The sequence below is a fragment of the Flavobacterium fluvii genome, from assembly GCF_900129545.1.
Classification (GTDB): Bacteria; Bacteroidota; Bacteroidia; order Flavobacteriales; family Flavobacteriaceae; genus Flavobacterium; species Flavobacterium fluvii.
Window position 1 is genome coordinate 125,483 of record NZ_FQWB01000005.1, and the last position, 14,475, is coordinate 139,957.

Annotated in this window: 11 protein-coding genes; 7 read left to right on the plus strand and 4 right to left on the minus strand. The window is 37.2% G+C overall.

Annotated elements, in window-relative coordinates; translation table 11 throughout:
• Positions 1-2: 2 nt before the first annotated feature.
• The 4 genes from BUC16_RS12275 to BUC16_RS12290 all read right to left on the minus strand — a co-directional run bounded on the left by BUC16_RS12275 (position 3) and on the right by BUC16_RS12290 (position 7,701).
• Positions 3-854, minus strand: a complete 852-nt coding sequence (locus BUC16_RS12275; protein ID WP_073371246.1) for an N-acetylglucosamine kinase — start codon at positions 852-854, stop codon at positions 3-5.
• A 127-nt stretch (positions 855-981) separates the two neighbouring features.
• Positions 982-1,986: a type I glyceraldehyde-3-phosphate dehydrogenase gene (gene gap, locus BUC16_RS12280; RefSeq protein WP_073370964.1), complete on the minus strand. Its 1,005-nt coding sequence runs from the start codon at positions 1,984-1,986 to the stop codon at positions 982-984.
• A gap of 86 nt (positions 1,987-2,072) precedes the next feature.
• Positions 2,073-3,059, minus strand: a complete 987-nt coding sequence (gene pfkA, locus BUC16_RS12285; RefSeq protein WP_073370965.1) for a 6-phosphofructokinase — start codon at positions 3,057-3,059, stop codon at positions 2,073-2,075.
• Positions 3,060-3,255: 196 nt separating this feature from the next.
• Positions 3,256-7,701: a translocation/assembly module TamB domain-containing protein gene (locus BUC16_RS12290; protein WP_317614996.1), complete on the minus strand. Its 4,446-nt coding sequence runs from the start codon at positions 7,699-7,701 to the stop codon at positions 3,256-3,258.
• A 109-nt stretch (positions 7,702-7,810) separates the two neighbouring features.
• On the opposite strand from BUC16_RS12290, the gene tsaD reads away from it, so the two are divergent.
• From tsaD to BUC16_RS12325, 7 genes are all read left to right on the plus strand, one after another.
• Positions 7,811-8,833 carry a tRNA (adenosine(37)-N6)-threonylcarbamoyltransferase complex transferase subunit TsaD gene (tsaD, locus tag BUC16_RS12295; protein ID WP_073370967.1) on the plus strand — a complete coding sequence of 341 codons (1,023 nt, stop codon included), beginning with the start codon at positions 7,811-7,813 and terminating at the stop codon, positions 8,831-8,833.
• Positions 8,834-8,837: 4 nt separating this feature from the next.
• Positions 8,838-9,542: a 16S rRNA (uracil(1498)-N(3))-methyltransferase gene (locus BUC16_RS12300; protein ID WP_073370968.1), complete on the plus strand. Its 705-nt coding sequence runs from the start codon at positions 8,838-8,840 to the stop codon at positions 9,540-9,542.
• A gap of 126 nt (positions 9,543-9,668) precedes the next feature.
• Entirely contained in the window at positions 9,669-10,307 is a 639-nt protein-coding gene (locus BUC16_RS12305) for a DUF4159 domain-containing protein (protein WP_073371248.1), read from the plus strand.
• A gap of 118 nt (positions 10,308-10,425) precedes the next feature.
• Positions 10,426-11,403, plus strand: a complete 978-nt coding sequence (locus BUC16_RS12310; protein ID WP_073370970.1) for a zinc metalloprotease — start codon at positions 10,426-10,428, stop codon at positions 11,401-11,403.
• A gap of 77 nt (positions 11,404-11,480) precedes the next feature.
• Positions 11,481-12,572: an AI-2E family transporter gene (locus BUC16_RS12315; RefSeq protein WP_073370972.1), complete on the plus strand. Its 1,092-nt coding sequence runs from the start codon at positions 11,481-11,483 to the stop codon at positions 12,570-12,572.
• 2 nt (positions 12,573-12,574) lie between these two features.
• The gene (locus BUC16_RS12320) at positions 12,575-13,756 is read left to right on the plus strand and encodes a class I SAM-dependent methyltransferase (RefSeq protein ID WP_073370973.1); all 1,182 of its coding nucleotides are present in this window, start codon (positions 12,575-12,577) and stop codon (positions 13,754-13,756) included.
• 2 nt (positions 13,757-13,758) lie between these two features.
• Entirely contained in the window at positions 13,759-14,328 is a 570-nt protein-coding gene (locus tag BUC16_RS12325) for a hypothetical protein (RefSeq protein WP_073370974.1), read from the plus strand.
• The last annotated feature ends 147 nt before the right edge of the window (positions 14,329-14,475 follow it).

The following is a 14,475-nucleotide window of genomic DNA, read 5'->3' on the forward strand; positions in this document are numbered from 1 at the left end:
CATTATTTATTGGCAATATGATAAGCAATAAGTCCGTCGATAGGTCTTCTTAGCACATTACCCAATCGCAATTCATATTTATCAAAGGTCAATTGTAATTCCTCTTTCAGGTAAAAAGCAATCGAACCCACAAAATGAATCTGCACTTCTTTGCAATTATCATATTGTTTGATATAATTTTTCACGAAAGACTTCATTCCTTTCAAAATGATTTTTTGACAAAATTCAGTTTCCTTGTGTTTAATCAAGAACTTCGCGAATGTCGCCAAATAAGCATTTGGATTTGGCTCTTTATATAGTTTGTTTTTAATAAAATCAGGATCTAAATTGTATTCCTTTTCGAATTCCTGTGCCAAATCCTTTGGCATTTTATTAAAATAATATTTTCTGATTAGTTCTTTTCCAAAAACGTTACCGCTGCAATCATCCATAACGATATAACCAAGTGATTGCACTTTTTGATGCAAAATTTTGCCGTCAAAATAGCTGCAGTTGGAACCTGTTCCCAAAATACTCACAATGGCTTCTTCCCCTTTTGGAGTGGTTGCATAAACTGCTGCATAAGTATCTTCGTGAACTGCTATAATGGCATTTGGAAAATAGTCTTGAAAAATTTCTGCAAGAGCCATTTTCATTCTTTCCGTTCCGCAACCTGCACCATAGAAAAAAAGATGAGTTGCAGTATTTTTATTTTGCAAAATATCAAAACGATCGTTCAAACGATCAATTATTTCATCACCCTTCAATATTTCAGGATTTAATCCTAAAGTTTGGGTGGTAAACAATATTTTCCCATCCTCGTCTATTGCTATCCAATCGGCTTTTGTTGAGCCACTATCTACTAATAATCTCATCTTCTGCATAATTTAGTTTTTTAGTTTATAGCTGTACTAAAACTAAAAAAGGGTTATTGGGTTTAGGTAAAAAAAACTCCCGTTAAAAATTAGTCTAACGGGAGATTTAGTAAAAGTATAAAATTAATTATTTTAAACCTGCAATATGCACAGATAAATCAATCAATTTACTTGAATAACCATATTCATTATCGTACCAAGATACCAATTTGAAGAAAGTTGAATTTAAACCAATTCCTGCGGTAGCATCAATGATAGAAGTTCTTTTGTCAGAGATGAAATCTTGAGAAACAACTGCATCTTCAGTATATCCCAAGATACCTTTCATTGTAGTTTCAGAAGCTAATTTTAAAGCAGCCATTATTTCTGCATAAGAAGTTTCTTTGGCCACTTTCACGGTTAAATCTACTGTAGAAACGTCAGCAGTAGGAACACGGAAAGCCATACCTGTTAATTTTCCATTCAATTCCGGAATAACTTTTCCAACAGCTTTTGCTGCACCTGTAGAAGATGGAATGATGTTTATTGCAGCTGCACGTCCACCTCTCCAGTCTTTTCTGGAAGGACCGTCAGCAGTCATTTGAGTTGAAGTTGTTGCGTGAACAGTTGTCATCAAAGCTTCAACAATTCCAAAATTATCATTGATTACTTTAGCCAATGGAGCTAAACAGTTTGTAGTACAAGAAGCGTTAGAAACAACTAAATCAGAAGCTTTTGCCGTTAAGTGGTTTACTCCCATTACAAACATTGGAGCATCTGCAGATGGAGCAGAGATAATTACTTTTTTGGCACCACCTTTAATGTGCTCATTTGCAGTTTCTATAGTTGTGAAGATACCAGTACATTCAGCCACTACATCAACATCAACTTCATTCCATTTTAAGTCAGCAGGATTTCTTTCAGCCGTGATACGGATGTTTCTTCCGTTTACATACAATTTCCCTTCTTTTACTTCTACAGTTCCGTCAAAACGACCGTGAACTGAATCGTATTTTAACAAGTAAGCCAAGTGATCAACATCTAGCAAATCATTGATAGCTACTACCTCTACATTGTCTCTGTTGAAAGATTCTCTAAAAACAATTCTTCCAATTCTTCCGAAACCATTAATTCCTAATTTTACTTTTGACATTCTTTTTTTATTTAATCGTTAATTTAAATTTATTTAGTTTATTCAATTGAGTATTCAAGGCTGTTTAAACAATCCTTGATATTTATTTATATGGACATAATATCTGATACACGAAGCAATTCACGGTCAATTTCCGTATGTCCTTTTATGGCTTGTTCCAATGGTGTAAGCGCCACTTTATCGTTGATCATTCCAACCATTAAATTTGATTTTCCTTCCAATAATGATTCAACAGCTTTTACCCCTAACCTACTGGCCAAAACTCTGTCATAACAAGATGGTGCTCCGCCACGTTGCATATGTCCTAAAACGGAAACACGGATTTCGTATTCTGGTAAATTGGCTTCTACATAATCTTTCAATTCGAATACGTTTTTACCAATTTTATCTCCTTCGGCAATCACGACAATACTGGATGATTTTCCGGATGCCTTGCTTTTCTTTAGTGACTCCAATAATCTTTCTAGACCTAAATCTTCTTCTGGAATCAAAATTTCTTCTGCTCCGCCTCCAATTCCTGCATTTAATGCAATATGACCGGCATCACGCCCCATTACTTCAACAAAAAACAACCTGTTGTGGGAGCTTGCCGTGTCACGGATTTTATCAATACATTCCACAACCGTATTTAGAGCCGTATCGTATCCTAAAGTATGACTGGTTCCAAAAATATCATTGTCGATTGTACCTGGAATTCCCATTACTGGAAAACCATATTCTTTATTAAAAACTTCGGCACCGGTAAAACTTCCGTCTCCACCGATAACCACCAAAGCATCTACTTCAGCTTTCACAAGATGATCATAAGCTTTTTTGCGACCTTCCGGAGTCATGAATTCTTTGGAACGGGCTGATTTTAGTATTGTACCACCTTTATTAATAATGTTGTGAACGCTTCTGGCTCCCATCTCTATAAAGTCGCCCTCAATCATTCCTTGATAACCTCTATAGATTCCTACACATAATACATTATGGTAAGCACATGTTCTAACTACCGATCTAATAGCTGCGTTCATTCCAGGAGAGTCTCCACCCGAGGTTAAAACACCAACTTTTTTTATTGTTTTTAGCATTATTTAAGTATTAAAGTGTAAATTTAATAAACATTCTGCACTTTTGGAGCGGTCTTTTTAATAAATTAGTAAAAGCCTCTAAATTCAAACGTTATCGTTAATAAGTTGCTTAAATATTGTAATAAAAATAATATTTAGCTCAAGAAACAACAATTCTATAACAAATTAAAATTGTTTTTATAAAACATTCAAATTTTTAGTCTTCCTCTGGAATGATGCCTTCCTGATTTGATTTCTGTTCAGTGGCATTTGTTTTCTTGGGTTTCGAGCCATTATACCTCTCCATGTCTATGGTAGAATCTTCATCGACGGCATTTGATTTTGGTGCTTTTTCTATTTTTTGATTTTTAAATATTTTATTGACAAGTTCCTTGAAAGTATCAAAATCCACTTCATAAGAAACCCCGACTCCTTGTGTGTATCCAATACCTTCCCCAATATAACTGATGTCGTTTTCTTTATTGAAAAAACGCAAATTTACCGTCCCATCTTCATTGACCCTGTATAAAATTTCAACATCACCAACGACTGCCGCTTGGCTAACTCCACCAAAAGGAACCCCAACTTTTCCGTTTATGGTAATTCTTTCATTTATTTTTGAGGAAATGGAAGCCACGAATCTTCCATCGGCTTCTGCTCCAATGGTTTTGTCCGCTGATATGATGTCAATGTTCACTTTGAATTTTTCGTCATCAGAATGAATAATACCACTCAACAATCCCTTGGCCGTTTCAAATGCATTCTGGGACAAAGCAGAATTGCTCACTCCGTCGGCGCTCAAAAAACTACCCGTGGACAAAAGATACAAAGCTTGGGTTTGCCTTACGTCTTTGTCGTTCAACTTGTATTCTATTTCCGATTTCAACACATTGCTCACTGTTGGAAATTCGAAATTAAAGTCTGGATCAGGACTTGTCAAATCACCTCTTAACCCAATAACAACGCTAACATCCACCTTTTTATTGAAAGAGGAATTCTCCAGCAATACGGCAGGATTGGCCGAAGTCCTGTATATTGCTTCCAAATTCAAACGCGCCTTCATTGGATTGCCTTCCCAAGAAATATAGCCTCCTTTTTTGACTGAAAATTTCTTGTCGATAATGCCGCCGTATTTAAAATTATAAGTTCCTTCATAAGCTTGAAAATCGCCCCACATTTGAAATTTACCCAGCGTGTTTATCTTGAACAAAAGCGTTCCATTTCCCCTGCCTTTCATTCCGTGTCCAGAATTTCGATCCAATATAACTTCCACTTCCGCATTGGGCGTAATATCAAGGTCAAACTCCAATTCAAGTCCTTTGTAATTTCTCGAATTATCAACGATACCCTTCTTGATGTTAAACTTTTCTTTGGCATTCAAGAAATGGATAAAATCGTTATCACTTATGCTTTCGGCATTGTTGATAGGGATTTTCAACGACGATCCGCTCTCGGATTTGGCATCGACCTTGATAAACAATCCGTCTGTAGGTCCTTTGATGGTGGCCAATCCATTGATAAAAGCAACTCCGTAATAGGCTGCATCTTCACTGTCTTTGGTATCCAGTACCAGTAATCTTTTGGAACTAACTGCCAAATCCAATTTCCAATCCGAAAAATCTTTATGTTCTATGCTTCCGTTTAAAACTCCTTTTGTTCCGTATTTTGTATCGGTAAGTATGTCGTTTCGAAACAGGAATTTTTCATCTGTTAAATCAACAACGGTCTTGTTGTTCAATGCATAATCGACATTCAGGTACGGAATAGTCAAGCCGGCATTGTCCACATAGAGTCGTCCGTTGATATCCGGCTTTTTGACACTCCCTCCAATACTTGCATTTCCGGAAGCAAATCCCCTGATATTGGAGATTACCTCTCCTCCCAGATTACTCAGGATTCCTAGATTGAATTTATCCAATTTTAAGTTCAAGTCCAAAATGGTTTCTTTGTCAACAATTTCAAAATTCCCGTTGACATTGAAGGACTCCATGTTTTCATTCTGAAGATTGGCATTTAGATTGAATTTTTTCAGGTTTTCGTCTCCCGCAATGTCAAAATTCAGATTTCCCATATCTATTTTATTGATATTCAAACTATCAATTTGTATGGATGCCGTGGGTTGATAGACCGCATTGTTTTGTTTGTAGTTCACGACTGCGTTCAAGTTCCCGTTAAAGACGAACTTGGGATCCGCCGGAGTAATCTGGTTCAAATCGACATTTTTTATATTTACTTTCAAATCCTTGTAGGTTGAACCTTTTATGTCGCCCATAAAAGAAATTTCCTGATTCTCATGAGTAAGTATAATGTTGTCAAAATTGAAATTCTTGAATGATTTATCAAAAACTATTTGATTGTTTGGCGTTTCTTTTTCATTCAAAAACCACAAATAATCTTTGATTTTCACTTCGGATTTATTCAATCCAACAACATTGTTGTTGTCCTTGTTAATGGTATGATACAAATTCAAATTAAAATAATCTTGCCCTTTAGTGCCTCCTTTAAACTCGGATCTAAAGAACAAGGTGTCTTTCATGGTCACGTTTATCAAACTAAAATCCCTGATCTTGTAATGCTTTGTTTTTATGCTGTCCAATTCAACATAAGCATTGTAAAGCGGATTCTTGTTGTCGATTTTGATTCTTATATTGTCAAAAGTATTGGCCGAAGCCGTAATTTTTGGGGAATTAAAATTAAGTTTGAATTCCTGGTTGTCGGAATTGATGTTCCCTTTAACAATGGTATTGGCACCAATGGAAATTTCCGGATAAAAGATTTCAATTATTTTATTGTAAATGGTGAAATTGAATTTCAAAAATTGTCCTTTTTTTACTTTAACCGGTTTGAAATTCGTATAAAGACTTCCCAGCGAATTCAATACCAAATTTTGCAATTGGTTGAACTGGTATTTCCCCACAATTTCGCCCTCGACAATATCAGGTGAATTTACGGTAATGGTTCTCACCTGATCTGCGTCAAAAGTGGATTTGATATAAAAATCATCAAAAACATAAGTGGCTTTTACATTTTGATAGGTCGTCTTGTTAATGAATACATCGCCTTTGAGATTGTCGATTGAATTGCCCGAAACTTGAACCACAACATCGCCTTTGAATATGGAAATGGAGTCTTTCATGAAATTTAATTTCTTCAAATCGGCATTCTCGACATTGATGTGAAAATCATATCGACTTTCTTTCTTGCTCAAATCGACCAAGCCGTCAAAATCCATGTTCAAATTAGGATCTTTAACAGAAACCAGGCCTTTGTACAAGCCTTTGTTGAAATTCCCGTTGAGAACCACATTGCTGTACGTATATTTATTATAATTAATTTGGGTAACATCGCCCTGTAAAGAGGTATTCAAATATTTTTCGGAAAAACCCTTCCCCACTACATCAAGATTCAAACTTGCTCTCCCAACGTCTTTTCTATCCAAGAAAGTGCCAAGGTCAAAATCATCCAAGACAATATTCCCTACATAAGAAGCCTTGTCTGTTAAATTCATGTCCTCGATCCTCAAATCAGAATTTACTTTTCCCAACTGGGTCGTCATGGCAAAACGAGCATCGAGAGAAGTTGTGGTAACCTGCGCCTTGCCCACCAAATTAATTGTACCCAATTTTTTCAAAATTACGGGTAATCTTTTACCCAAAACATTGGGCAAAATAGTGACAAGGTCATCATAATTGGTAGAAAGTCTGGCAAATTTTCCATTCATGTAAAACTCCTTTCCTTTACTTGGAAAAAGATTCTTGAAGTTTATCGCGCCTATTATCTGGGACTTTTTGGAATCGACCAATTTAAAATTCGTCAGTACCAAATTATTTAAAGGCCCTTTAATTCTTCCCTTGATTTTAAAATGTTGGTTTTTTCCCAATTCACTGTAAAAAGCGCGAATATCATTGGATGCCAATGAGGTAGTCTTTTCCAGTTTAATGTCAAATTCGACTTTATCCGTAAAATGGGCAAAATCTTCAATTTCATAGTTCATCGTTACCGAACCTTTCAACTTGGACTCCTTGGTCAACAAATCCAAATTCTCCAGTTTGATGTGCTTACTGTTGTAACTGAATTTAGTAGTTAAATCTTCCACAAATATCCCGCGATGATCCTGAAATGACAACTTGTTGACAGTTGTACTCACTTCTGCCCCATATATTCTCAAAGCCGTGGCCGCTAAATTAATCTTCGTGAAATCAACATCTTTTGGGTTTTCCCTGTTCTCGTCAATCAGGCTATAATGACCATTGGTAATTTTTACCTTGGTGGCAGTCAACAAAAAATGTTCTTCTGAAGCTTTGGAAGGCGGTTTACCCGAATCAAATGCAGCAACGAATACATCCAGGTTGGAGTGTTTTTCATTTTTGTACGTTTTCATGTTGAAATACGCTCCATCCAAATCAATATCTCCAAAAATCAAATTGACGTTCATCAATTTTTCCCAATCCAAAATACTGGTTTTAATCCTGTTGGCATAAATCAGGGTATCTTTGTGATGGTCTAGAATAATGACTCTTTTTAGTTTCACGCCACCGAAAACGGTCAAGGAAACCTGCTCTACATTGATGTGTATTTTATATTTTTCGTTGAGCGCATTGGTCGCATAATTACCAATTCGAGTTTGAACAAACGGCAATGTAAATGCAATGCCAAGTACCAACAACAACAGGATTAGTCCAAGTAGAGAACGAAATACTATTTTTTTAAGTTTTTTGATACCTATTAATGTTTTAAATTTGTCAAATATAATTCAAAAATCACGCCTTTTTATGCAAAATTCCGAGGTTTTTATCCTTGCAATCGAAAGTTCTTGCGACGACACGGCTGCTGCGGTATTACACAACGACAAAGTATTGTCGAATGTTGTGGCCAATCAATTGATTCACAACCAATATGGTGGCGTAGTTCCCGAACTTGCCTCACGTGCCCACCAGCAAAACATAGTTCCCGTAATCGATGCTGCGCTTCGCAAAGCAAATATAAAAAAAGAACAGCTTTCTGCAATCGCTTTTACACAAGGTCCCGGTTTGATGGGGTCGCTTCTCGTGGGAAGTTCCTTTGCCAAATCGTTGTCGCTTGCCTTGCAAATTCCATTGATTTCCGTAAACCACATGCAAGCCCATATTCTGGCTCATTTCATAGCCGAGGAAGGATTTGACAAACCAACATTTCCATTTCTGGCCTTGACCATTTCGGGCGGACATACCCAAATTGTGAAAGTAAACGACTTTTTCGACATGGAAATCATTGGTGAAACCACCGATGATGCCGTGGGAGAAGCTTTCGACAAAAGTGCCAAAATACTGGGACTGCCTTATCCCGGAGGCCCTTTGATCGACAAATATGCCCAACTCGGAAACCCGAAAGCCTTTGCTTTCACGAAACCCAAAGTTCCCGGATTGGACTTCAGTTTTTCTGGTTTGAAAACAGCCATTTTGTATTTCATCCAAAAGAAAAAACTGGAAAACCCCAATTTTATAGAGGAAAATCGAGATAACATTTGCGCTTCAATCCAAGGTACCATCATCGAAATCTTGATGGACAAATTGAAATTAGCCGTAAAAGAAACAGGCATCAAGCAAATCGCCATTGGAGGAGGCGTTTCCGCCAATTCCGGAATTCGAAACACCTTGAAGGAAGCCGAAAGCAAATACGGTTGGAAGACCTATATTCCAAAATTTGAATACACCACCGATAATGCTGCCATGATTGGAATCGTGGGTTATCAAAAGTTTTTATCTAAAAATTTCGAAACTTCGTCGGTCGTTTCAAAAGCTCGAATTCAATTCTAAAACTATGCAATTATTTTATAATCCAAACATTGACGAAACCACCGAAAGCTTTTCTTTTGACAAAGAAGAAAGCAAACACATCATTAAAGTATTGCGCAAAAAAGATACCGATATTTTATTCGTTACCAATGGTTTGGGTCTACTATTTAAAACTGAAGTCACTTTGGCTTCAGACAATAAATGCACGGTTCAAATTCTCGCTGTCGAAAAAGTGGCTCCTTCAAAATTACAGTTGCATTTGGCCGTGGCTCCCACCAAAATGAATGACCGCTACGAATGGTTTTTGGAGAAAGCCACCGAAATTGGCATCCAGGAAATCACGCCCATTATCTGTGATCGTTCCGAACGAAAAGTGGTCAATAAAGAACGGTTTGAAAAAATCCTGTTGACCGCAATGAAACAATCCAATGTGTTGTTTCTTCCAAAACTGAACGAAGCCAAGACTTTTAAAGAATTCATCAAACAGAAGAATGACGGTTTGCAATTGATTGCCCATTGTGAAGAAACCGACAAAAAATCATTGAAATCGGTTTTGAAACCAGGCGAGAACGTCACCTTGCTCATAGGTCCCGAAGGCGATTTCTCTGAAAAAGAAATTGCATTGGCACTGGAAAATAATTTCATTCCTGTATCTTTGGGAAACACCAGATTGCGCACGGAAACCGCAGCGATTGTGGCGTGTCATAGCGTGGTTTTTGTGAACGAATAATAAATTTAGTCATTGCGAGGAACGAAGCAATCCCATTACGAGAGCAACAAACAGGAATATTTCACTTCTCGCAAAGACAAAATAAAACCTTGTCAAAAAAGAAATCGCTGGATAATTTATCTTTTTATGAAACGAATAGTATACATTTTAACACTGATTTCTTTTGCCTCATTTTCCCAAGAAATTGCCTTGGTAAAATATAGCGGAGGCGGCGATTGGTATGCCAATCCTACTTCATTGCCTAATTTGATAAAATATTGCAACGCCAATATCAACACCAAAATCAAACCCAAACCTGCGACAGTAGAACCCAGCAGCCCTGATTTATTGTCTTATCCTTTTCTTCACATGACGGGACATGGAAACGTGGTTTTCAACGATTCAGACGTGACTAATTTAAGAAATTACTTGACCTCGGGAGGTTTCCTTCATATTGACGACAATTACGGAATGGATCAATACATTCGAAAAGAAATCAAGAAAATATTCCCCAATACGGATTTGGTCGAAATTCCTGCCAATCATCAAATCTTTCAAAAACCATATTTGTTTTCTAGCGGTTTACCCAAAATTCACGAACACGATGGCAAACGCCCCCAAGCTTTTGGCATTTTCGTGGAAAATAGGTTGGTTTTGCTCTACACTTACGAATGTGATTTAGGCGATGGCTGGGAAGATGCCGAAGTGCACAACGACCCTGTTGATGTCCGCGAAAAAGCCCTAAAAATGGGAGCCAACATCATCAATTATATTTTCAATAATTAAAACCTTACCTAATACACTCAATTCATTGACTTACAGTTAAATATTTGCTTTTTTAATGAATTTATCGTACTATTGTTATACAATTAACCAAAAACTTCTATTCTAAAAAAGTACAATTATGAAAAAAATTCTATTCTCCGCAGTAGCAGCCATGATGCTTTTTTCTTGTCAAAATGAAGCTACCGATTCAACTGCACCAGAAAGCGGTGCCGTAACACGTCGTAGTTGTGCCTCACAAGATGTTTTGGCAGAACAATTGGCGGCCGATCCAACATTGGCCATACGTATGAACGAAATTGAAGCGTTTACCCAAAAAAGAATTGCTTCCGCATCTAACTATAGATTGGTTGATGGTAAAATAGAAATACCTGTTGTGGTAAATGTTTTGTATAGAACTGAAGCCGAAAACATTTCCTTGGCCCAAATACAATCCCAAATTGATGTTTTAAACAAGGATTTTACTGCCAACAACACTGATTTCAACAAAGTTCCACAAATGTTTTCTGGAGTAGCTGCAAATATTGACATTACTTTTAAACTTGAGACATCTATTGGTGAAAGTGGAGTAATCAGGAGATCAACCAATAAAACCTCTTGGGGAACAAGAGACGCCATGAAAAATGCCAAACAAGGCGGAATTGCCCCTACTTCACCATCCACAACCCTCAATATATGGGCTTGCAAGATTGGAGGCGGTATTTTGGGGTATGCCCAATTTCCTGGAGGCAAAGCAGCAACCGACGGGGTCGTAATCGATTCCAAATATTTTGGATTATCGGGCTCTGCAAGTGCACCCTACAATTTAGGTAGAACTGCCACGCATGAAGTGGGACATTGGATGAATTTACGCCACATTTGGGGCGATTCTTCTTGTGGAAATGATTTTGTCACCGACACCCCGGTTCACAAAACAGCAAATTATTCGGCTACTGCCCCATTTGTGAGTCTATGTTTGCCAACTCATTATGAAATGCCAATGAACTATATGGATTACACCGATGACGACTTGATGTACATGTTCACTGACGGACAAAAAGCAAGAATGACTGCCATATTTGCTGTTGGTGGACCAAGAGCCACCATTGGACAACCCTAATCCTAAATTTATTTTTAGTCCATAAACTCGCTACTTGTTGGCGAGTTTTTTTTATCTTTATCCTCTAAAAACAACAGATGGTAACTTCAAAAATTATAGCAAACGGAATTTTAAGAGCAATAGTTTTTTTAGTTTTGGCCACGGCATCACTGTATTTCTTGTACCTGATTCAGTCCATCCTAATGTATCTGGTGGTCGCTTTGATACTTACGCTAATTGGAAATCCAATTCTTGATTTCTTCAACAAAAGACTAAAATTCAAGCATACTCTGGCAACAATTGCGACTCTTTCTGTTTTCATCCTCTTTATTGCCGGCTTCATATTGATGTTTATCCCTTTGATTTCGTCTCAAGGCCAAAATTTGTCCCTACTAAAAACAACTGAAATTGAAAAAAACATAACCGAATTAGTAAAAGCATCTTCTATTTTTCTGGAGAGTCATCATATAGATTCTGAGCAAATAATCAAGGAAGCCAAACTCACTTCCAAGATAAATTTCAATTTTATTCCTAATTTTTTAAATACAATCTTGGAAACCATCAGCAGTTTCGGTATTGGGTTGGGTTCGGTATTGTTTATTACTTTTTTCTTCCTGAAAGACCGATTATTGTTTATCGCTGGAGCCAAAAAGTTGATTCCGGACAGTCAAGAGGACAAAATTTTGAACTCGGTTCATAAAATAAACCATTTGCTTTCCCGCTACTTTATAGGTTTGTTGCTCCAGTTGTTTATCGTGTTCATCTTATACGTCATTGTGTTGTTTATTTTTGGCATACCCAATCTTTTCATCATTGCCTTTTTATGTGCCGTCTTAAATATTGTGCCCTACATTGGTCCTCTGATTGCTTCGGTCTTGGCTGCGTTATTGACTATGTTGAGCAACTTGGGAAGTGATTTCCAAACCGAGATATTACCCACCACCATATACGTTTTAATCGGATTTTGGATAGTGCAAGTCATCGACAACAACCTTTCGCAACCCATCATTTTCTCCAAAAGCGTCAGTTCGCATCCATTGGAAATATTTCTTGTCATCTTGATAGCGGGATTTCTTTCGGGAATTTTGGGAATGGTCATTGCCGTTCCGTTATACACCATCCTGAAAGTAATTGGGAAAGAATTTTTCCCGGAAAACAAACTGATACAACTACTAACAAAAAACATATAATTTTGGATTTAAAAATAGTAAATCCGGAGATTCAACGGTTTATCAATGCCAATATTGATAAAAACATCACGAAATTGGCATTGCAAAAGAATCCGTTCCCTGAAGTGGAATGGATTGTCGTCTTGAACCAAATCGAAGCCAAAACCAAGGCAAAACTCAAGTTGCCGACTTGGTTTGCTGCCGAAAATATTGTTTATCCAAGCAAAATTTCCGTCGAACAAACCTCTTCCGAAAAAACGGCTTCTTTCAAGGCTTCCTTGATTTCTGGCGAAAGCCTGATTGATTTGACCGGCGGTTTTGGCGTGGATGATTTCTATTTTGCCAAAAAAATGAAGGCGGTGGCGCATTGTGAAATAAATCAGGAACTTTCCCAAATCGTGCAACACAATTTCGAGCAATTAAAAGTAAAAAACATCACTTGCCATTCTGGAGACAGTTTGACTATTTTGACGGAATTAAACACCAAATGGGACTGGATTTACATCGATCCTTCCAGAAGAAACGATGCCAAAGGCAAGGTTTTCATGCTCAAGGATTGTTTGCCCAATGTGCCGGAACATCTTGATTTTTTGTTTGAACATTCCAATTCCATTCTGATAAAAACAGCTCCGTTACTCGATATTTCGGCAGGATTGTCGGAACTGAAAAACGTGAAAGCCATCCATATTGTTGCTTTGGAAAACGAAGTAAAAGAATTGTTGTGGGAATTACACAAAGACTATTCAGGAAAAACAAGCATCAAGACCGTTAATCTTGTAAAAGACAAAACAGACACTTTCGAATTCATTTTGGACGATGCTTCCGAAAATCCAAAATATGGGTTGCCCGACAACTATTTATACGAACCCAACAGCGCCATAATGAAATCGGGCGGATTTGATGAAGTGGGGAATTTTTTCAACCTAAACAAACTGCACAAACATTCCCATTTGTATACCAATACAAGCCCAATTTCATTTCCTGGAAGAGTATTTGAAATTGAAAACGCCTTTCCTTACCATAAAAACGAAATGAAAACCCATCTCGAAAAGCAACAACTCAATATTACCACTCGAAATTTTCCAGACTCCGTGGAAAGCATTCGCAAAAAATGGAAAATAAAAGACGGTGGAAATCGCTATTGTTTTTTCACCACTGATGAAAATGACAATAAAATAGTTTTAATTTGCAGAAAATTACAATAAAAATGAACAAAGCAGCCCTACTTATCCTACTCTTGATAAGCACTACATTATTTGCCCAAAAAACTTGCGAATATAGCACGAACGTAAAAGATTCACTTGGGACTTACAAAGTGACCAAGGAATCCATAATGTATGAAAAAAAATTCGCCGGGAATTCCAGTTACATTTTCTATTCATTGGCATTGACCGACGGCACGCCAACACTGAATTTACAACTCATCAGAAAAAGCAAGGATTTTATGAAAGCCAATTGTTTTGACAAAAATTCAAAACTTTTTCTGCAATTGAATAATGGGAAAATCGTGACGCTGCTTCACATTGACCAAGAAAATTGTGGTTCTTTGCTTCGTGACAACGAAGGTTTCGACAACAGGGTACTCTCAGGTATTTTCATGTTCTTGAAAGGCTCCATCGAAGACCTGAAAAGTTCGCCCGTGAATTTAATGCGAATCAAATACTTGACGGACATTGAAGATTACGTCGTTCCAAAGGAAATTAAATCGGAGATGAACAATGAAGTTTACCATCCCGAAACCTATTTTATCGATAGTTTACACTGTGTCGAAAAATAACTAATTACCTTAATTCTATAACTATTTATGACTATTTGCAGTAAATAGCACAATGGCATTCTGTATCGCTATCGCTCGGGTAGCAAATCAACACAGATTAAAAATGGATTAGTCTGCAATTTTTAGATTCTAGATTATTCAATAAAA